The organism is Alteromonas sp. Cnat3-28, assembly GCF_022348265.1.
In the GTDB taxonomy this organism is placed as follows: Bacteria; Pseudomonadota; Gammaproteobacteria; order Enterobacterales; family Alteromonadaceae; genus Alteromonas; species Alteromonas macleodii.
In genome coordinates this window covers 377,397-396,642 of the sequence record NZ_JAKREY010000002.1, presented here as the reverse complement: position 1 = coordinate 396,642, position 19,246 = coordinate 377,397, and the positions used below count along the sequence as shown (strand labels likewise).

19 protein-coding genes are annotated in these 19,246 nt (G+C 44.0%); 14 read left to right on the top strand and 5 right to left on the bottom strand.

The window, feature by feature from the left end:
• Window positions 1–9: 9 nt before the first annotated feature.
• A complete protein-coding gene (gene dnaA / locus MHM87_RS03890; RefSeq protein WP_239257815.1) occupies window positions 10–1,668 on the bottom strand; it encodes a chromosomal replication initiator protein DnaA in 1,659 nt (552 codons plus the stop codon).
• A gap of 626 nt (window positions 1,669–2,294) precedes the next feature.
• On the opposite strand from dnaA, the gene rpmH reads away from it, so the two are divergent.
• From rpmH to MHM87_RS03860, 6 genes are all read left to right on the top strand, one after another.
• Window positions 2,295–2,429: a 50S ribosomal protein L34 gene (gene rpmH, locus MHM87_RS03885; protein WP_014290886.1), complete on the top strand. Its 135-nt coding sequence runs from the start codon at window positions 2,295–2,297 to the stop codon at window positions 2,427–2,429.
• 15 nt (window positions 2,430–2,444) lie between these two features.
• Window positions 2,445–2,804: a ribonuclease P protein component gene (gene rnpA / locus MHM87_RS03880; protein ID WP_015000154.1), complete on the top strand. Its 360-nt coding sequence runs from the start codon at window positions 2,445–2,447 to the stop codon at window positions 2,802–2,804.
• Entirely contained in the window at window positions 2,789–3,037 is a 249-nt protein-coding gene (gene yidD / locus MHM87_RS03875; protein ID WP_014951464.1) for a membrane protein insertion efficiency factor YidD, read from the top strand. Before rnpA ends, yidD begins: the two co-directional genes overlap by 16 nt.
• Window positions 3,038–3,047: 10 nt before the next feature.
• On the top strand, window positions 3,048–4,706 hold the full coding sequence (yidC, locus tag MHM87_RS03870) for a membrane protein insertase YidC (RefSeq protein ID WP_239257814.1): 1,659 nt from the start codon (window positions 3,048–3,050) through the stop codon (window positions 4,704–4,706).
• 64 nt (window positions 4,707–4,770) lie between these two features.
• The gene (locus tag MHM87_RS03865; RefSeq protein WP_239257813.1) at window positions 4,771–5,250 is read left to right on the top strand and encodes a YajQ family cyclic di-GMP-binding protein; all 480 of its coding nucleotides are present in this window, start codon (window positions 4,771–4,773) and stop codon (window positions 5,248–5,250) included.
• A 51-nt stretch (window positions 5,251–5,301) separates the two neighbouring features.
• On the top strand, window positions 5,302–6,918 hold the full coding sequence (locus MHM87_RS03860) for a recombinase family protein (protein ID WP_187446852.1): 1,617 nt from the start codon (window positions 5,302–5,304) through the stop codon (window positions 6,916–6,918).
• 451 nt (window positions 6,919–7,369) lie between these two features.
• Here the strand turns inward: MHM87_RS03860 and MHM87_RS03855 are convergent, their stop codons facing one another.
• The 3 genes from MHM87_RS03855 to MHM87_RS03845 form a co-directional block, all read right to left on the bottom strand.
• A complete protein-coding gene (locus MHM87_RS03855; RefSeq protein ID WP_187446851.1) occupies window positions 7,370–7,852 on the bottom strand; it encodes an RNase H family protein in 483 nt (160 codons plus the stop codon).
• Between the two features lie 276 nt (window positions 7,853–8,128).
• On the bottom strand, window positions 8,129–8,902 hold the full coding sequence (locus tag MHM87_RS03850) for a hypothetical protein (RefSeq protein ID WP_187446850.1): 774 nt from the start codon (window positions 8,900–8,902) through the stop codon (window positions 8,129–8,131).
• 10 nt (window positions 8,903–8,912) lie between these two features.
• Complete coding sequence (locus tag MHM87_RS03845; RefSeq protein WP_187446849.1) at window positions 8,913–9,476, bottom strand: recombinase family protein; 564 nt, start codon at window positions 9,474–9,476, stop codon at window positions 8,913–8,915.
• A 217-nt stretch (window positions 9,477–9,693) separates the two neighbouring features.
• Here MHM87_RS03845 and MHM87_RS03840 point away from each other — a divergent pair, with 217 nt between their 5' ends.
• Window positions 9,694–10,098: a hypothetical protein gene (locus tag MHM87_RS03840; protein WP_187446848.1), complete on the top strand. Its 405-nt coding sequence runs from the start codon at window positions 9,694–9,696 to the stop codon at window positions 10,096–10,098.
• A 73-nt stretch (window positions 10,099–10,171) separates the two neighbouring features.
• On the opposite strand, the gene MHM87_RS03835 is transcribed toward MHM87_RS03840, so the two are convergent.
• Window positions 10,172–10,501 carry a hypothetical protein gene (locus MHM87_RS03835; RefSeq protein ID WP_187446847.1) on the bottom strand — a complete coding sequence of 110 codons (330 nt, stop codon included), beginning with the start codon at window positions 10,499–10,501 and terminating at the stop codon, window positions 10,172–10,174.
• Between the two features lie 700 nt (window positions 10,502–11,201).
• Here MHM87_RS03835 and mnmE point away from each other — a divergent pair.
• The 7 genes from mnmE (at window position 11,202) to MHM87_RS03800 (ending at window position 19,237) form a co-directional block, all read left to right on the top strand.
• Entirely contained in the window at window positions 11,202–12,590 is a 1,389-nt protein-coding gene (mnmE, locus tag MHM87_RS03830; RefSeq protein ID WP_039228888.1) for a tRNA uridine-5-carboxymethylaminomethyl(34) synthesis GTPase MnmE, read from the top strand.
• A gap of 97 nt (window positions 12,591–12,687) precedes the next feature.
• Complete coding sequence (gene mioC / locus MHM87_RS03825) at window positions 12,688–13,125, top strand: FMN-binding protein MioC (RefSeq protein WP_239257812.1); 438 nt, start codon at window positions 12,688–12,690, stop codon at window positions 13,123–13,125.
• A 27-nt stretch (window positions 13,126–13,152) separates the two neighbouring features.
• Entirely contained in the window at window positions 13,153–13,821 is a 669-nt protein-coding gene (locus MHM87_RS03820; protein ID WP_239257811.1) for a DnaT-like ssDNA-binding domain-containing protein, read from the top strand.
• A 6-nt stretch (window positions 13,822–13,827) separates the two neighbouring features.
• On the top strand, window positions 13,828–14,655 hold the full coding sequence (locus MHM87_RS03815; RefSeq protein WP_239257810.1) for an ATP-binding protein: 828 nt from the start codon (window positions 13,828–13,830) through the stop codon (window positions 14,653–14,655).
• A gap of 896 nt (window positions 14,656–15,551) precedes the next feature.
• On the top strand, window positions 15,552–17,453 hold the full coding sequence (gene mnmG, locus MHM87_RS03810; protein ID WP_239257809.1) for a tRNA uridine-5-carboxymethylaminomethyl(34) synthesis enzyme MnmG: 1,902 nt from the start codon (window positions 15,552–15,554) through the stop codon (window positions 17,451–17,453).
• 318 nt (window positions 17,454–17,771) lie between these two features.
• Window positions 17,772–18,407: a 16S rRNA (guanine(527)-N(7))-methyltransferase RsmG gene (gene rsmG, locus MHM87_RS03805; protein ID WP_014951456.1), complete on the top strand. Its 636-nt coding sequence runs from the start codon at window positions 17,772–17,774 to the stop codon at window positions 18,405–18,407.
• Window positions 18,408–18,442: 35 nt separating this feature from the next.
• Entirely contained in the window at window positions 18,443–19,237 is a 795-nt protein-coding gene (locus tag MHM87_RS03800; RefSeq protein WP_014951455.1) for a ParA family protein, read from the top strand.
• Window positions 19,238–19,246 lie beyond the last annotated feature (9 nt).

The window sequence follows — 19,246 nt, the reverse complement described above, 5'->3', positions numbered from 1 at the left end:
GTCGTGGTGTTAGGAAGACAAAGTCCTAATGAGGTTCTTATAGTCCTCTTTTATATCATGACTTTCTTCTCTTAGCTGCTCTATTTTTCTACAAGCGTGTAAAACCGTAGTGTGGTCTCGTCCACCAAACGCGTTTCCTAGTTCAGGTAAACTGTGGTTGGTAAGTTCTTTGGCCAGCGCCATCGCGACTTGGCGAGGACGCGCCACACTACGACTACGTCTTTTAGACAAAATATCAGCTACTTTTATCTTATAATAATCTGCGACGGTTTTCTGAATATTATCAACGGTTACCAATTTTTCTTGAAGTGCGAGAAGGTCTCGAAGCGCTTCACGAACGAAATCAATAGTGATAGGGCGACCGGTAAAGTTTGCGTTAGCAATAACACGGTTAAGTGCACCCTCGAGCTCACGTACGTTTGAACGCAATCGCTTAGCTATAAAGAACGCCACTTCATTAGGTAAGTGAATCCGGTTCTCTGCCGCTTTGCGCATCAAAATAGCCACTCGGGTTTCAAGCTCTGGTGGCTCTATAGCAATGGTTAAACCCCAACCGAAGCGCGATTTCAATCGATCCTCTACCCCATCAATCTCTTTAGGATATCTATCAGAAGTAAGGATGATTTGTTGGTTACCTTCAAGAAGCGCATTGAACGTGTGGAAGAACTCTTCTTGTGAACGCTCTTTATTAGCAAAGAATTGAATATCATCGATAAGTAACGCATCAACGCTGCGATAGAAGCGCTTAAAGTCCTCTATAGCGTTATTTTGTAGTGCCTTAACCATATCCTGCACGAAACGCTCTGAATGCATATACACAATTTTAGCGTCACCGTTATTAGCTACGATGCCATTACCCACTGCATGTAATAAGTGAGTTTTACCTAAGCCCGTACCACCATAAATAAACAGTGGGTTGTAAGAACCGCCTGGGTTATTTGCAACTTGAGTTGCAGCCGCACGTGCTAGCTGGTTAGATTTACCTTCGACAAAGTTGTCAAATTGATAAGTAGGATTAATATTACTTTTATGCTTCATCGCCTCAGGGATCGGGATCACTTTCGGCGGTGTAGACGATCTTGGCGCTTGATCTGCGTATGCATTATATCCATTACGGTCGTGGTTTTGCGCACCGCGATCATTTAGATCCATACTCTGTGTGTATGAAGTTGATTTTGAAAACGCATTGTTTTGTCCTTGATCACCCGCTTGGCTTGCCGATGATGGCATACCGCTATTCGACATTGGTGAATAAGACGATGTGTGCTGCCCATTACTGCCGCTGTGAACAGACTGATTACCAGTATTATAGTTCTGATACCCTTGACCGCCCGCAGGCGCACTAGGCTTACTTGGTTGATTATTATTAGGCGTATTTGGAGCAGGCGAAGATCCGCTGGTACTTACAGGCTGACTACGGCTTACGCTGTGACGATTCATCACTTCTAAACGCAATTGTGGAGCGTCACTTCCGGCAAACTCTTTTAGTAGTGCGGTAATATTATTCAGGTACTTGTCTCTTACCCAATCAAGTACAAAACGATTGGGAGCATAGAGTGCAACCACGCCTTGTTGTTCTTCACAAACAAGCGGTCGTATCCACATACTAAACTGCTGCGTTGGTAATTCTTGACGCAATCTTTCAAGGCATTGGTTCCACAAGGACATGGTACGTAGTTAGCTCCCGTAACTCGCTAGAAAAACCAACTCCTGAAAAGCCAAGCATAAAGAAAGCAGGCACTAAAAAGCGCCATTAGAAGAAAATAGCGTTGGAAGTGTTGGGTAGCAGCGAGAAATTAAGTTATCGTTTTAATCGCTGTGGATTATCTTACTTTATCAACACAATGTAAATGGCGATCCCGATCGTTCTTTTCGATCAAAACAACAAGCAACTGATTATTATGATTTTTTCTTTTAGATCAAATCAAACTATAACGAGAAAAATTCATTCTAAATTTGTGCTAAAAAACCGTTAGATCACCTTGCTTTTTATATCTATCTCTGTGTTTTTCACAACGCACTGTGGATAACCTAACCAAATTTTACGCGTTATTCACAGACGATTTGTACGAAAACTGCGTTATCGATTAAGCTATCGATTAGAAAATGCAAAAATTGTTCACTTATTCATCCGAAAAGCGAGAATATGCATTGACAGCACGCCCCGAGATCTCTAGAATTCAGCGTCCTTTTTCGATGGGCTTTTCTGGTGAAAACACCACATTGTTCTGGCAACAGCATAATGTGTTACCAAAAACGCCTATGTTTAACTAAATATAAGTGAGACTTTGGTCATGAAAAGAACATTTCAACCGAGCAATCTAAAGCGCAAGCGTTCTCACGGTTTTCGTGCTCGTATGGCGACTAAAAATGGTCGTAAAGTACTAGCAGCTCGCCGTGCAAAAGGCCGCGCTCGTCTTTCAGCTTAATTGAAAGACGCCAAAGTGGGCGAGAATAATTTTTCTAGGGAGTTACGTCTGTTAACTCCCACCCACTTTACCTATGTGTTTGATAACGCAACCCCAGCTGTATCTCCCTCTTTTACTGTCCTAGCCAGAAAAAATACACTTTCAACTCCTCGTTTAGGCATTACGCTCGCGAAAAAACGTATCCGTAAAGCTCACGATAGAAATCGTTTGAAGCGATTAGTCAGAGAAAGTTTTAGGCATAAACAGCACAACTTACCCAATGTCGATATTATCGTTATTGGCAAGTCTGGCGCTGACAACCTTAGCAACCAAGAAGTTTTCGCTACATTGGACAAGCTATGGAAAAAATTAAACAAGCGTTGCGGCAACTCTTAATTGCAGTGCCTTTGGCATTGATAAAATTTTATCAATGGTTCATTTCCCCTATGTTAGGGCAACGATGTCGTTTCCATCCTTCTTGTTCTTGGTATGCTATAGACGCATTAAAAACGCACGGATTAGTAAAAGGCGGTTGGTTATCTATTAAACGCATATTAAAATGCCACCCTTTGCATGCCGGCGGATATGATCCAGTGCCGGAAAAACAACAAGATAAACACTCAAAATAAAGAGACCTCTATGGAATCGCAACGTAGTTTTCTGATAATTGGCCTTGCGCTAGTTAGCTTTTTGCTTTGGCAATCATGGCAAAAAGATTATGGGCCACAGCCAGTTGTGCCTGTTGAGCAACAACAAACGCAAGAGACATCACAAGGCGTACCGTCATTTAATGAAAATGGCAGCGAAGATGTACCTAGTAGTGATAGCGTTCCTGCTGCACAACCTATCGCAGCGGCGCAAAGCTCAAACCGCATTATTGAAGTTAAAACCGATACGCTAGATTTACGCATCGATTTGCTAGGCGGTGATGTGGTATCAGCAGACTTACTTAAGTTTCCGGTAGAGCAAGGTTCGGATATTCCTTACAGCCTACTTCGCTCTGGCAACGGTCTTTATGTAGCGCAAAGTGGCCTAATCGGTGCTCAAGGGCCTGATGCCAGCAGCAGTGGCCGCCCAGTGTATAATGCACAAAGTGACTATTATGAGATGACTGGCGACACCCTTGTTATTCCTCTTACGTGGAAAAACAACCAAGGATTGTCGATTACTAAAACTTTCACTTTCACTAAAGGTCAGTACGACGTAAACGTAAGCTATAGCGTGGAAAATGGTACTGGCAGCGCAGCAACGGTTCAACCGTACGCACAGCTTAAGCAAGTGATGGAGTTTGAAGACGACGGTAACATGTTTATGCCAACGTACCGTGGTGCTGCATTTTCAACGGAAGATGACCGCTACCAGAAGTACTCGTTCGACGAGATTGAAGATGACAACCTACGCGAAACCACGAAAGCGGGTTGGGTTGGCATGCTTGAACATTACTTTGTATCAGCATGGGTACCTTCACAAGAGCAAACTAACACGCTTTATTCTCGTAATCTGAAAAATCAGTATGCGGTAATTGGTGTATTATCGCCGTCTGAGAGCGTAGCGCCTGGTGAAACCAAAACCCTTGCGTCTACCCTTTACATGGGTCCTAAAGATCAAGAAAGCCTAGCGAAAATTGCGCGCGGATTAGACCTAACCGTTGATTACGGTATTCTTTTCTGGATTTCACAGCCGCTGTTCGCCCTTCTTACCTTCCTTCATAGCCTAGTTAATAACTGGGGTGTGGCAATTATCCTTATCACTATTGTAGTGAAAGGCGCGATGTACTGGCTAACTAAGAAGCAATACGAGTCAATGGCACGTATGCGCAACTTAGCACCTAAGATGCAGCAGCTAAAAGACCGTTTTGGCGACGACAGACAAAAAATGTCTCAAGCTATGATGGAGCTTTACCGCAAAGAGAAAGTAAACCCAATGGGCGGTTGCTTACCTCTTCTTCTGCAAATGCCTATCTTCCTTGCGCTTTACTGGGTACTGATGGAAAGTGTTGAACTACGCCATGCAGACTTTGTGCTTTGGATCACTGACCTTTCTACAAAAGACCCATACTTTGTGCTGCCAATTCTAACTGGCGCAAGTATGTACCTATTGCAAAAACTTCAGCCAACCACCATTACTGATCCAATGCAGCAGAAAATCATGCAATGGATGCCGGTAGCAATGAGTGTATTCTTCCTGTGGTTCCCTGCAGGTCTGGTACTATACTGGCTAGTCAGTAACGTGATTACCTTGGTTCAAGCCAAAATGATTTATGCTTCAATGGAGAAGCGGGGCATCAGCAGTAAATAACACGCTGATCAATGAATTATACAGCCCGCCTATGCGGGCTGTTTTGTCTTAAGAGGAATAACCTGTGCCATCATTTGATATTGTTTCTGAAATCAACATGGAAGAAGTACGCAACGCCACTGAAAACGCAAGCCGTGAGCTATCAACGCGTTTCGACTTTCGCGGTATTGACGCGAGCTTTGAGTACAAAGATAAAACCGTGGTCATGAAAGCTGAAGCTGAATTCCAACTTCAGCAAATGGAAAGCATGTTTAGAACGGCGATGTCTAAACGTAACGTCGACACTTCATCTATGGATGTTAAACCCTACGATGCACACGGTAGAACTTACCGTCAGACCATTACCTTTAAAGAAGGTATTGAGCAGCCGATGGCGAAGAAGATTGTGAAGCTGGTGAAAGACGCCAAAATCAAAGTGCAAACGGCTATTCAAGGCGAAGAACTTCGCGTAACAGGTAAAAAGCGTGATGATTTGCAGCAAGTGATTTCGCTGGTTAAAGAGTCGAACTTAGGCCAACCTTTCCAATTTAAGAACTTCCGCTAAGTTGATGACATAGCTATAATGCTGCCCCATTAATCCCTAGGGGCGCTTTGCTTGTCTCAATTCGCAATATCATACACACGATTCTCATCAGGCTCACAACGCCACGGCACAAGCCTAGAACGTCAACAAGAGCTTTCTAATGCATACTGTAAGGAACACAACCTTACCTTAATACAATCCTTTCATGATGGTGGAAAGTCTGGTTTTCACGGTAGACATTTAGCAGCAGATGGAGAGTTAAGACGGCTGTTAAAGATGTTGGACAATGGTGATATACCAAAAGGTACTCACCTTCTCATAGAACAAACTGACAGACTCTCTAGACAACCATTAATGCAAGCTTTTAGCCTAGTAACGAACTTGCTTGAAAAAGGGTTGGTAATCGTTACTTTAGATGATAAGCAAAAGTACACCTATGAAGGAGACCAAACCCAAGTCTATATGTTGGCTGGCAGATTACACCGTGGTTACGATGAATCTCGTTCTAAGAGTGAGCGTCTTAGTAAAGTGTGGGCTAACAAACAAAAGGAAATGGAGGAAGGTATAGCTCCAAAGATGAGACTTCCATTCTGGCTTGCACGTGATTCTTCTGGGAAGGTCATAGAGCTATCATCATGGGTCTCTATGATTGAAGAAGTCCTAAACCTTGCCATTGAAGGCCATGGTGGAGCAGACATCGCAGCAAAGCTTAACGGTGAGGGTAGACTGACTAAAGATGGTGTTGATTGGAATAGCTCAAAAATCACTAAACTCATTCGAAACAAGCAACTGATTGGTTGGCATACGCGTAAAAGCGATAAGACCACTTACTTGTGTCTCCCACCTATAGTGTCTCAGGAGCTGTTCTCAATGGCGCAGAAAGCTCTAGACTCCCGTACACGGACAAGAGGTAACAGCAAGCAGTGGAATAGTGCCTTATCTGGCTTAACGACATGTGGGGCATGTGGAGGCACTTTAAAGCTTCATGGTAGACCTCAATCAAGGACAGCCGTTTGTAGAACCGCAGTTGATGGTGGCTCATGTACAAATAGGAAGTCTATAAGATACAAAGCTCTTATTCTTGGTTCTGTTGCTTCACTTAACACAAGCTTAGCGAATCTTATGATGAACCAACCAATTAAAGAGCAGCCTCAAGAAAAGCGTGAATTAGAGGCGAAACTAGCCAAAGCTCAGGTTAAGGTCAGTAACCTCACTTTAGCGATTGCTCAACTAGAAAGCCCTGCAGCCCTTTCAGCTATAACGAGAGAACTCGATACCGCTAGTAATGAAATTGAGAAGATAAAGCGTAGCTTGTCTGAATTAGACCCTGTCGAACACCCTGATGACAAGGCTTTTAGACTACTATGGACAGCGAGGGAAGAAGTACCTTCTCTTGTTACAGAAGTCCTTGAAGGTAGTAAGGCTGCAGCTAATAAGTTAAACACTTACTTACATTCAATTGATGGGTTCAAAATAAGCCTTCAAGGTGGTGTAGCTTCTGTTCTGGGTACAAACATATGGTTCGAGAAAAAAGAACTCAAAATACACAATGAATACGTTGGTGAAGTATCCATCGTCAAAGCAGATGAAGCTACTAAGACAAGTACTTTTGTGACTGAGAGTGGTCATGATATAGCAATAGAAGAACGAGGAACCCCACTGGGAGGTGGCTACTACCTAGCAATCTAACGAACTGCAAGCAGCCTCTCAAGATTTCCTCTAGGGGTGCAGGGGGGAGTGGCTAGGGTAGTAACTCACTTGGCGATTGCACCGTCTCATGACTTTACAGATAAATGTAGTTTATTTTTCACTCAGTTTTAGCTGCATTTTAATTTGAGTGTGTACACCTGAGACGACCTCAAGCGTACACATACACCAACTGGTACAACGTTTTAAATAGGGTCTATTTCCTCAAGGCTCATAACGTCCTCGTCAGTGATTAAGCTACTGAAACAACTATTACAGCGAGTCCACAAATCAACCTCATAGTAATTGTCGTCGTGACCACAATCAGAGCACTTGTAGACACCTTGAGAGCCGTTAACAGTTAATATACTCCCGCTTGTAGCCACTGCTTCAAATTACGGCCTAGAGAGCGTTACAAGCCCACCAGCGATGGCGTTGGACAGTCTTAACATTCTTACAATCCTTTTGCCTTAGCAGAGATAGCCTTAGCCATAGCCTTAGCTTCAATGTGCGCTGGATGCTCTCCCTCATCAGTGATGAACTTCCATGAAGGCTTGAATTGGTCATTGTACTTGTCTAACTTCTGCCATAACTCTAAATCTTGAACAGGCTTTTTGTTACCACCTTTCCAACCTCTAGACTTCCACCCTTCCATCCACTCAGTAATACTCTTGTAAATGTTGTTACTGGAGGTATAAACAGTAATAGGTCTATCTGTTAAGTTTCTCTCCTCTATGCGCTTAAAGGCTTCCACAAGCGCTGTAAGCTCCATGTGCTGCTGTGTAGTAGAGCTCCCACTTCCTGTAAATGGGGAATGCTCTAGCTCTCCCTTAGGGCTTATACGGGTCATTAGAAAAGACCACCCACCGTTTTTAGTCTGAGAGTTCCACGAACTGTAAAAATAAATGCGTAGCGTGTTATCTGTTGATTGTGTCATTACTGCTCCTTATGACATAGGCACACCTGCACCCTGATAAGCCCAGAGCGCATGTTAGAAAAATAATTAGATAAAGCTGTTACTGTGGGAACTTCCACATAAAGGATAACGTGCATTTAAAATGCAGCATTATGTTACTAGTTGAAAAAGTGCTCCTGTATCGTCAGGTCGTGCATCAAGGTGCCTCGCCCATCACCATGAACTCCTTGTAATACGTGACTTTCAAAGAGATTCATGGGGTATTTCTCGTGGTAAAATTATGGACTCTGACGTGTACTAAAATTCAACCTCTGGTGGCGCTAGAGGCTCTTCGTTACCCACTTTAAGTACACCGTCACCAAGTCCAATCCCATAGACAAGAGCTGCTGTGAAAGCTTCCGTTGGGCTATATGTTGTGTGTCTCCACGGATGAGTGCTACCACCTTCAAACCTCCTTAATTGAGACTCCAGCGTTATCTGTGGTGAGGTTCCTTTTGGAAGGAAATCTGGATTGATATTTGTAATGTTAAACTTTTTAGGTGTGTATTTTTTAAGACCTAATTCATTTACAAGCCCTAGAAGGTCGTATTGACCTCCACACCACTCTCTTACCTTTGCAGCTGTTCCAAAAGGTTTTTTATCTGTATAGACTCTAAACCCATGGTCAATTGGCGCATGGTTGTATGCCTTTTTATTAGCTACAGCGGTAGCTATTATTAGATTCCCAGTAGTGAAGCGCCCTTGGAAGCCTTCTCCCGTAGCAGGATCTCTATGGCTAATGTGGTAGTCATACCTATGCTTTAGTTGTCCACATCTAAGCTTATAACCTGAAGCGTGTTTACGTTCTACCCATAGGTCATAGATTCCTACAATATCGTCTTCATCTAGGGGCATACTAACGGATGACTGTCTTTTGGCTGCATCTGCAAACCATCGTCCAAATTCAGAAAGCCAGAACTGACCTCCAAAACACTCCTTACACTTGGTACTTGCTCTCCCGTTTGACCGCTTAGCTGGTTTTCTACGCTTACCACATTGACTACATTTTCTTGGTGTTAACGCTTTACTCATTGATGGATGCTTAAGGTTTCTCAGAGGCTGCTAGAGCCCGTTGTACTGTTGATAATGACACACCTACTTCAGTGGCTATCTTGCGAAGCGATACACCTTCTGAGCGCAGTGTGTGAATGCGCTGGTGGTTGGATTGATTAACTGGACGCCCACGATACTTACCAGCTTGCTTGGCTTTCTCTATGCCTTCCTGACGTCTCTCTTGAATCATTGATAGTTCAAATTGGGCAACTGCTCCTAACATGCTCAGCATTAAGTCAGACATAGCATCAGACCCACCAGCATTAAAGCACAGACCCTCTCTATGGAACTTTACGTTAATACCTTCTGAGTTCCATTGGGTTACGAGTGTCTTGAGGTCTACGAGGTTTCTAGCGAGCCTATCAATACTGTGTACATGAATAGTATCTCTTTCTCTAGCGTACTCCTTAAGACCTTTCAATGCTGGACGGTTAGTAGTACCACCACTACAGCGGTCAATGAATTGCCTCTTGAAAGAGATTCCAGTGTCTGACAACTGACGGTCTGTGTTTTGGTCTGTAGTAGAAACCCTAATGTATGCTAAATCAGCCACTTCCTGTACCTGTTTGATTCTAAGAGGTGGCGGATAGTGATGTACCCATAAATAAAAGTCAATATAAATAGGTACAAAATAGTGATTAAATGACTACGCTCGTTTGGGTATACCTAACGAATACAGTTAGCTCCGCTACTTTAGCTTGAGTAAATGCCAGCAAATGATAAGTTAGTAACCAGTTAGGACTACTACACATATTAAAGGATTATTACCTATGTTAAGCCAAAAGTACCTCTTCATAGTTGCTTCTATACTAGCTACATCACCCGTTCTCGCTAAACCAGTGTATTTGAAATGTTCGTATACCAATGGCGATGGAAGAGAAATAAAGTTCCAGTCAAAGGTCGATGAAGAGACTAATGCTGTGACCCACACTAATTCAAATGGACATAGCTTCAATGCTAAAGGCTTCTTCACTGCAGACAGCATTACTTATCAAGACGTAACACTAATTGCAGGTCTTCGTATGACGAACCAGTACTCTATAAGTAGGGTCAATTTGTCAATGAACTTTTCTATGGTAGCTGAGTCAGTGGAATTTCCAGATAAGATTGAGCCCGTAACAGCTTCAGAAACAGGCAAATGCGAATTGGTAGAAGTAGCCAATAGGGCTTTTTAAACGACCTGTAAAAGCTATCGTAGGTGTGTATACAACATGCCTACACATTAATATTTGTAAGACTAACCTACCCTTAATTACCGCTTGTTAGTTTTCCATTGATAATTTTGTTGGCTTGCTTCATGTTGCAGATGACTAGGCTAGAATAAGTGAGCAACACGAGCCATGCACTGTAAGGAATGTCTCTATGGTCACTGGAAGATTCTTTTGTACACCAGCGCTGAACTGTTGGACTACTTCCCTTTGCAGTTACAGCAACACCTGTAAGCTTTGCAGCATCTGCATACGTCCAATTATTCAAATAGAGTAAGTCTTTAACATCTTTGCTAGTAGGACTCTCGTGATCTGGGTGTTCTTTTACTAAACAGCATTTTCTCTTAGCAAAGGTACTAAGGGTTTCCATATATACTCCATGTTGCTGCCATAACCACTCAGTATAGACAATGTCTTGTAATACAAAAACACAAAGAAACCAGCTAAAGCTTTAAATACATGGCATGCGACGAATGACTGACTGGTCTAATCTGTTAAACCCAAATTTTATGCTTTACCTACAATGAGCCTGATTATAATATGCACAATATGGAAAAAGCCAACGGCTAGTAAACACCTTTTGGTGGACACTCTCCGTCAGCTTTCTTTCCTGTGACACCAGCCATGACGGCCACTATCACGCATCAACAACGTTATAATAGTGTCCACATGGTTTAATTTCAATCAATTTGAATTGAGGCTTAAACTATGAAACAGCGCAATAAATGCCCCCACCAGTGCCGCGGAAAGCAACTAGAGCTCTTCTGCCAATGTTACTTAGACTCGCTCAACCAAGGAGGTTGTGATGTCATCTAAAGACTCATATTACGAAGACGGTTACGTCTACTGTAAACGCGTTAAACATTGGCGTTCAGGGCAATACATATACCCTAAGAATGGGACTTGCTTTAGATTTAAAGTCCGCTAATTTAATTGGGGTAAAAGGACAGACCCCTTCATCTCTGTTGGTTGCGGCCTCTATCGCTTGTATACTACTTCCACGCTGATCAATAAAAGAAAATCACTATGTCATCATCAAATCTCAACAATAAGAACTTCCGCGACTAATTATGGAATCACTCACCCTTTCTACCGACACTATTACCGCACAAGCGACAGCGCCCGGTCGTGGCGGCGTAGGTATTGTACGTGTTTCAGGTCCTAAGGCTAAAGCCATCGCAGAGGCGTTAGTACCAAGCGCACTAACACCACGTCTTGCGACCTATACGCCGTTTGTTGATGCTAACAACAGCGTAATAGACCAGGGCATAGCACTGTTTTTTAAAGGGCCTAACTCATTTACCGGTGAAGATGTACTTGAACTGCAGGGCCATGGCGGTCAAGTTGTCATGGACATGCTGATTGATGCCGTGCTTGCAACGGGCGATGCCCGGCTTGCCAATCCAGGTGAATTCAGTGAACAAGCCTTTTTAAATGATAAATTAGACCTTGCGCAAGCAGAGGCGATTGCCGACTTGATTGATGCAAGTTCTAAACAGGCAGCAAAAAGTGCGCTGCGCTCGCTACAGGGTGAGTTTTCTACACAAATTCAAACGCTATCTGACCAAATCGTGCATCTTCGTATGTACGTAGAGGCGGCCATCGATTTTCCTGAAGAAGAAATTGATTTCTTATCTGATGGGAAAGTATCAGGTGACTTAAGCGCAATTATGCAAAGCTTAACCAAAGTGCGCGAACAGGCTAAACAAGGCACCTTGTTGCGCGAAGGTATGCAGGTGGTGATTGCGGGGCGACCTAACGCCGGTAAATCGAGCTTATTAAACGCCCTGGCAGGACGAGATAGCGCCATTGTTACCGATATAGCCGGTACCACGCGAGACGTGCTTAAAGAGCATATTCACATTGATGGTATGCCTGTTCACATTATCGACACAGCAGGACTTCGAGAAAGCCCAGATAAAGTGGAACAAATTGGTATTGAGCGCGCGTGGCAAGCCATTAATGAAGCTGATCATGTGTTATTTGTTGTGGACTCTACCGCAACCGTAGTGATCGACCCTTATGAAATATGGCCAGAATTTATGGCCCGATTGCCACAAGGCATTCCCGTTACCGTAGTTCGTAACAAGGCCGACCTTAGTACCTTAGATATTGGACAAAGCACAGTTGCCACCGAGCAAGGTGATATCTCAGTCATTAATCTATCAGCCAAAGAAGGTAGCGGCGTCGACACGCTAAAAGCACATCTGGCAAAAACCATGGGATTCGATACTACAACTGAAGGTCAATTTATCGCGCGCAGACGACACATAGACGCACTCGACCAAGCCTACAGTTATGTAAGCACAGGCGAACAACAACTGCATGACGCTATGGCGGGCGAGTTACTCGCTGAAGAATTGCGCTTGGCTCACCAGGCACTATGTGAGATAACCGGTGAATTCACGTCAGACGACCTACTTGGTAAGATTTTTTCATCGTTCTGTATTGGTAAGTAGCGCAACCAATAAAGTTATAAGTAAGATGGTGAATAACGTAACGGATAAGCCGCACTTACGTTAAGACGACAATCGTAAATAGAGAAGCAACCCAATAATGAGCAAGCATTTTGAAATCATCGTCGGCACCATGTTAGGTGCCGCAGAATATGTGGCTGATGCCATTGCGGAAAAACTTGATGCGAGCGGGCACACCCACACTATTCACTCAGAACCAAATTTAGATGAGATTAAAACAGAATCAACGTGGATCGTGTGTACATCAACCCACGGTGCTGGCGAATTACCTGACAACATCCAGCCGTTCGCAAAGCAGTTAGAGGGCGCAGATTTAAGCGCAGTAAACGCCTACGTTATTGGGCTAGGTGACACCAGTTACGACACCTTTTGTTTCGGCGCAAAAGAAATGGAAAAACACATTAAAAACGCAGGTGGCACGTTAATTACCGACGCGCTATACATCGATGTGCTAGAACACCCTATCCCTGAAGATGCCGCCGTGGAATGGTTTGACGAAAAGCTGGCCAATGCTTAACAAGCGTTTTTACGTGGAACCAATGCGATGAACAGCAACCTTACCCAAGCTGAACTGGCGGCGTTGCAATCTCCCCTCTCTAACGATTGCCGGGTACTGTATTTACTTGGGCTTCGAACAGGTGCAAATGCGGCAACGACATCGTCCGCCCCTATTGATTATAAGCAATTATTGAACTTGCTAAACGGCGACAGCAAAGACGAACCTTATCAACGCGGTCGTCAAATCAATAGCTTGGTTAAGCAGCTTGAACAAGTGGGTTTGGTTGCCCTGCCCCTTGAACTTGACCTTGAGCACACAATCAACGGGAAAACCTTACTTCTTCCGCTTCTAAGCGAGCCACAGTCAGACTTCGACCAACTACACGCTCGTCATAGCGCCATGACCCCTAATTGGACGCCCAACAACGCGTTGTTTGAAGAAATGGCCTCGCTACTGGGTATTATCGATAAAACATTTGATGACAACGAAGTGGGTGAATTCATTGCCTATTGGTTGGGAAGACCAAGTTCAGTGTTTAGCGAATTTCAATGGACACAAAAGTTTGCCAACAATATCAAGCGTAAGCGTCTCGCTTCAGGCTACGCCCCAACAAAAGTGGTGGGAACGCAACAAGTGAAAGTTGCAGCCGGCATAGAAGCAGATGATAATGCTAGAAAGCTGGTGGAAAAGTATGCCGCAACTAAGAAGAGTTAATTCGTTATGGATCGTATAACCGACAAAATTGCTAATTTAGCGAGAGCGCTCAACAAAGACGTCGATCCCAATCGTGAATACATCGACTATAAAACGCTTCGTAAGCAGTACGAGGCGAAAGCGAACGAAGAAGTATCACAACTACAGCAGCGTAGTAAAAAAGCCCGTGTAGAGGCTATTCATGGCCGTTCTGATCTGAATCCTAAATGGACCTTCGCCAACTTAGTTGAAGACAGTGACGATGTCATTGAAGCCGTATCGATAGCTCAGTCTTTTATTGCTGCCCATGACGACCCTGCATGGCGTCAAAGCGGCTCGCATATGATGCTGTTTTACGGCGATTACGGTCGTGGTAAATCACATATCGCCGGTGCCATAGCCCATCAACTTATAGAGCAGTACGAAATTTCAGTGCTTTATCGTCAACTGTCTACGCTGCTTGAAATGCGCAATTTCTCGTTTGATTTTGGGGCTTCAGATAACGCAGGACAGCGCTTCAGGGAGATTAATCAGGAACTGCTAGACGTCGATCTGCTTATTCTTGATGAAGTGTGTGTAAACGAAAGCGTGTTAAAGAAGAATGCGCAAAGCTGGTTTGGTAACCTGCTAAGACAGCGCTTAGTAAACAAGAAAAACTGTATTTTGATCACCAATCACAATTTAACCGAACTTGAAAATGCCCTTGGCCCCTATTGTTTTGAGTCGATTAAAGAGTACGATACTTACAAGGTTAGGTTCCAAGGCCCAAGCCGCCGTGAAGGCTTAACCATTGAACAAGAAGACATGCAAGGCTCTGTTTCACAGCCACGCTATCAACCCAACCAGGTGCGCTAATAGCACCTGGTTTCCCCTCTCTCGAAACCTAGCCCTTACTCTGCTAGGTCTTTTCCTTCATTAAACCTTATTGCATGTTCCTGTTGTGCCAGGTAATAGCGAATCACTTAGTCTGTTGATCCCGCTTTTTACCAAAACGATACGGTTTCAATTCATAGATACACTCAACGATCTCCTTCAGTTAAACAAATAACCATTCTTTCAGACCCACTTCTACCTTATAAAAGTGACTGTATTTTGGTCAACTCCTATGTTTTTCTCCTGAAAAATGGGCTGTTTTGAAAAAATAATCTTGTCGTTCATAAAAGCCTGCACATTTTTTGAAGATGTTGATAAATGCGATCGGGCGATCTAATCACAGCTTTTGGAAAAGATCTCCTCCACAATGAGATCACGCTATAACGCACGTAACTACACGATCTTTTGATCGCGATACATAAATAGCAAACATTTTATCCCCAGTTGGGTCACATCTTGATCACCCCTGTGGATAGGATCCTACAAACCACTGTGCATAAGCTTTGATCGAAAAAAGAATAACTTTTCAAACGATTCGGGGTGTGGATAAAAAGGCCATTTATACACAAGTTTGAGGTAGTGTTATGGATCGGGGTTTCCCAATGTTATTGATCGCGTAACTTGATGATCTTTATGTGCTTTGATCGGTTACCCACAGATCTTGATGATCCTAATAAAAGTAAAAATAAACAGATCTAAAAGAGATCTTAAGATCTTATGATTCGATCACACCTTTTCAAAAACAGGTTTTGAGGAAAATTTAATCATTTTCTTTATCCAATAAGTCAGATAAAATACGCGCCCTTTTTTCAGCAGTCTCTGCGTGAGAAAAATTAGTTTTTAATCGGCTTATCGTAAGTTAATAGTGAGGTTTAACCATGTTTTATGCTGAAGCATTTGATGTCATCGTTGTAGGTGGTGGACATGCAGGTACAGAAGCGGCACTTGCAGCTGCTCGCATGGGTGCAAATACGCTGTTGCTCACTCACAATATTGAGACGATAGGCCAGATGTCGTGTAACCCTGCAATTGGTGGGATCGGTAAAGGCCATCTTGTAAAAGAGATCGATGCGTTAGGTGGTGCAATGGCACTGGCTATCGACAAAGGTGGTATTCAGTTTAGAACATTGAATTCTTCTAAAGGCCCAGCTGTTCGTGCAACGCGTGCGCAAGCGGACCGTACGCTTTACAAAAACGCTATTCGCGACATTGTTGAAAATCAAGAAAACCTAACCTTGTTCCAACAGAGCGTTGACGATCTGATTGTTGAAAACGATCAGGTATGCGGTGTTGTTACGCAAATGGGCTTGAAGTTTAAAGCCAAGTCAGTGGTACTGACAGTGGGTACTTTCCTTGGCGGAACCATTCACATTGGCCTTGAAAACTATCGCGGCGGTCGTGCCGGCGATCCACCGTCTATCGCACTTGCAGATAGACTACGTGCCCTTCCGTTTCGTGTTGACCGTTTAAAAACTGGGACACCAGCAAGACTTGATGCTCGCTCGTTAGATTTTTCTGTAATGCAGCCTCAACCTGGTGACAATCCTACGCCGGTATTTTCGTTCATGGGTGATAGAACCATGCACCCTACACAGATCCCGTGCTATATCACCCACACTAACGAAAAAACCCACGATATCATTCGCGGGGGATTAGATCGCTCACCCATGTTTACTGGGGTTATCGAAGGTATCGGACCGCGCTATTGCCCAAGTATTGAAGATAAGATCACCCGTTTTGCAGACAAGACATCGCATCAAATTTTTGTTGAGCCAGAAGGTTTAAACAGCATTGAAGTTTATCCAAATGGTATTTCAACCAGTTTGCCATTTGACGTACAGATGAACCTTGTCCGCTCGATCAAAGGTTTCGAAAATGCGCACATTGTTCGCCCGGGCTATGCGATTGAATATGATTTCTTTGATCCACGCGATCTGAAACAAACACTGGAAACGAAGTTTATTCGAGGTTTGTTCTTTGCTGGCCAAATTAACGGTACCACTGGCTATGAAGAAGCGGGTGCGCAAGGGTTAGTAGCAGGCGCAAACGCAGCGCTACAAGTTCAAGAAAAAGACCCGATGATTTTACGCCGCGACCAAGCATACATGGGCGTACTTATCGACGACTTAGCCACCATGGGTACGAAAGAGCCGTACCGCATGTTCACTAGCCGTGCTGAATACAGACTACTGCTTCGTGAAGACAATGCCGATAGCCGTTTAACCGCGATGGGCCGAGAGATTGGTCTTGTTGATGATGCGCGCTGGGCGAAATTTAACGACAAGATGGAAGCGGTAGAAAGTGAGCTGCAGCGTCTACGCGGTCAGTGGATCCACCCTGATCACGCGGCAACGCCGGAACTTAATACCATGCTGAAAAATCCGGTGAGTCGTGAACATTCTCTTGAAGAGCTAATCCGTCGACCTGAAATGACTTACGGTCAGTTAATGGAAATTGAAAGTGTTGGCCCAGGTCTTAAAGATCCGGTTGCTGCAGAGCAAGTGGAAATTCAAATTAAGTACGCCGGCTACATTGCCCGTCAAATGGATGAAATCGCGAAAACGCAGCGACACGAAAACACCCTGTTGCCGGTTGATATGGACTTCAGCAAGATTTCCGGCTTGTCGAACGAGGTTGTAGCCAAGTTAACCGAAGCCAGACCGGAAACTATCGGTAAAGCATCGCGTATTTCGGGCATTACCCCGGCGGCCATCTCTTTACTGCTGGTTTACCTTAAAAAACACGGCATGTTGCGCAAGCAAGAGAAAATCAGTGCGTAAAACACGCGCTTAACTCAACACATTACTCGCAGCGCTTAGTTTTTCCTATTTATTCGCGTATTATGATAATCATAATTGCCTAAACTATGCGAAAACTAGAAAAACTCGGCGCTTTTCACACTGTCCCATTGCACCAATTTACATTCGTTGTGCGGCTTTGATTAATTTATGTGGCTTCTTCAAGCGCACTTGTATCGAGCATGAAGAGCTGCATTAAGAAACGGCTGTAAATGAGCGGCGAATAACGATTCGCCACGGGTGTTTATGGTATGGACTGTGTAGAGCAAAAAACATTAACGCGAACAGACAGATTTTTCGATGACGATACAGCAAGAATTGCACACCATTTTGGTGTCTGGACTCGATGCCCTTTCACTAGATTTAAGTGATAAGCAACAGCAGCAGTTAGTTGACTATGTGCTGCTTATGGACAAATGGAATAAGGCGTACAACCTGACTTCTGTGCGCGATCCTAAGCAAATGATGGTGAAACACATTCTAGATTCGCTGGCCATTGTGCCCTTTCTTGATGGTAACAATATCATTGATGTTGGAACGGGCCCTGGCCTTCCAGGTATGCCGTTGGCAATCGCGTTTCCAGATAAATCATTCACATTGCTTGACTCATTGGGCAAGCGTGTACGGTTTATGACCCAATGTGTGCACACGCTTGGATTAACTAACGTAACTCCTGTGCAAAGCCGCGTTGAAGAGCACAATGGCGATACGCCTTACGATATTGTGCTAAGCCGAGCTTTCGCTTCGCTAAAAGATATGTTGCACTGGTGTCAGCATCTGGTAGATTCAGAAGGTCAATTTTTGGCGCTTAAAGGTCAGTTTCCACAAGATGAGATAGACGAAGTGAGTGATCACTTCCATGTGAGCAAAACGGAAAACCTCACTGTGCCAAATTTGGTAGGCGAACGACATCTGGTTTGGCTAAAAAAGAAATAGCCGAAAAATAGAAATAGACGAGAACAGGATCTAACGTGGCTAAGGTAATCGCGATCGCGAATCAAAAAGGTGGTGTTGGAAAGACAACCACCGCAGTTAACGTGGCAGCGTCAATGGCAGCAACCAAACGTAAGGTGTTGCTGATTGATCTCGATCCACAAGGTAATGCGACCATGGGAAGCGGCGTTGATAAATACGACGTTGAATCTACGGCATTTGAATTGTTGATTGAAGAAAAGCCTATTAACGATGTTATCGTTAAAGCGACAAGCGGCAAGTATGACCTCATCGCAGCGAACGGTGACGTAACCGCAGCAGAAATTAAGCTGATGGAAATGTTTGCCCGTGAAGTAAGGCTTCGCAATGCACTGAAGCCCGTTATGGATTACTACGATTTTGTCTTTATCGACTGCCCGCCTTCGCTAAACCAGTTAACTGTGAACGCCCTGGCGGCTGCCGATTCGGTAATGGTGCCTATGCAGTGTGAATATTACGCACTAGAAGGCCTCACTGCCCTTATGGATACCATTCAAAAATTGGCATCCGTAGTGAATCCAGAATTGAAGATTGAAGGCGTATTGCGTACTATGTACGACCCGCGCAATCGCCTTGCTAACGACGTTTCAGAACAGCTGAAGCGCCATTTTGGTGAGCAAGTTTATCGCACGGTTATTCCGCGCAATGTTCGTCTAGCTGAAGCACCAAGCTTCGGTACGCCAGCGATGTACTATGATAAGTCATCGACAGGCGCTAAAGCCTACTTGGCACTGGCGGGTGAAATACTGCGTCGTAGGGACAAAACAACGCCTGCACAGGCAAAAGCAAGTTAAACGACAATA

Coding starts and splice junctions, on each gene's coding strand:
- rpmH (WP_014290886.1), top strand. CDS start 2,295: ATGAAAAGAACATTTCAACCGAGCAATCTAAAGCGCAAGCGTTCTCAC.
- MHM87_RS03835 (WP_187446847.1), bottom strand. CDS start 10,501: ATGGAAACCCTTAGTACCTTTGCTAAGAGAAAATGCTGTTTAGTAAAA.
- MHM87_RS03815 (WP_239257810.1), top strand. CDS start 13,828: ATGGATCGTATAACCGACAAAATTGCTAATTTAGCGAGAGCGCTCAAC.
- MHM87_RS03850 (WP_187446850.1), bottom strand. CDS start 8,902: ATGAGTAAAGCGTTAACACCAAGAAAATGTAGTCAATGTGGTAAGCGT.
- rsmG (WP_014951456.1), top strand. CDS start 17,772: ATGACGATACAGCAAGAATTGCACACCATTTTGGTGTCTGGACTCGAT.
- mnmG (WP_239257809.1), top strand. CDS start 15,552: ATGTTTTATGCTGAAGCATTTGATGTCATCGTTGTAGGTGGTGGACAT.
- MHM87_RS03820 (WP_239257811.1), top strand. CDS start 13,153: ATGAACAGCAACCTTACCCAAGCTGAACTGGCGGCGTTGCAATCTCCC.
- yidC (WP_239257814.1), top strand. CDS start 3,048: ATGGAATCGCAACGTAGTTTTCTGATAATTGGCCTTGCGCTAGTTAGC.
- dnaA (WP_239257815.1), bottom strand. CDS start 1,668: ATGTCCTTGTGGAACCAATGCCTTGAAAGATTGCGTCAAGAATTACCA.
- MHM87_RS03840 (WP_187446848.1), top strand. CDS start 9,694: ATGTTAAGCCAAAAGTACCTCTTCATAGTTGCTTCTATACTAGCTACA.
- MHM87_RS03855 (WP_187446851.1), bottom strand. CDS start 7,852: ATGACACAATCAACAGATAACACGCTACGCATTTATTTTTACAGTTCG.
- mnmE (WP_039228888.1), top strand. CDS start 11,202: ATGGAATCACTCACCCTTTCTACCGACACTATTACCGCACAAGCGACA.
- mioC (WP_239257812.1), top strand. CDS start 12,688: ATGAGCAAGCATTTTGAAATCATCGTCGGCACCATGTTAGGTGCCGCA.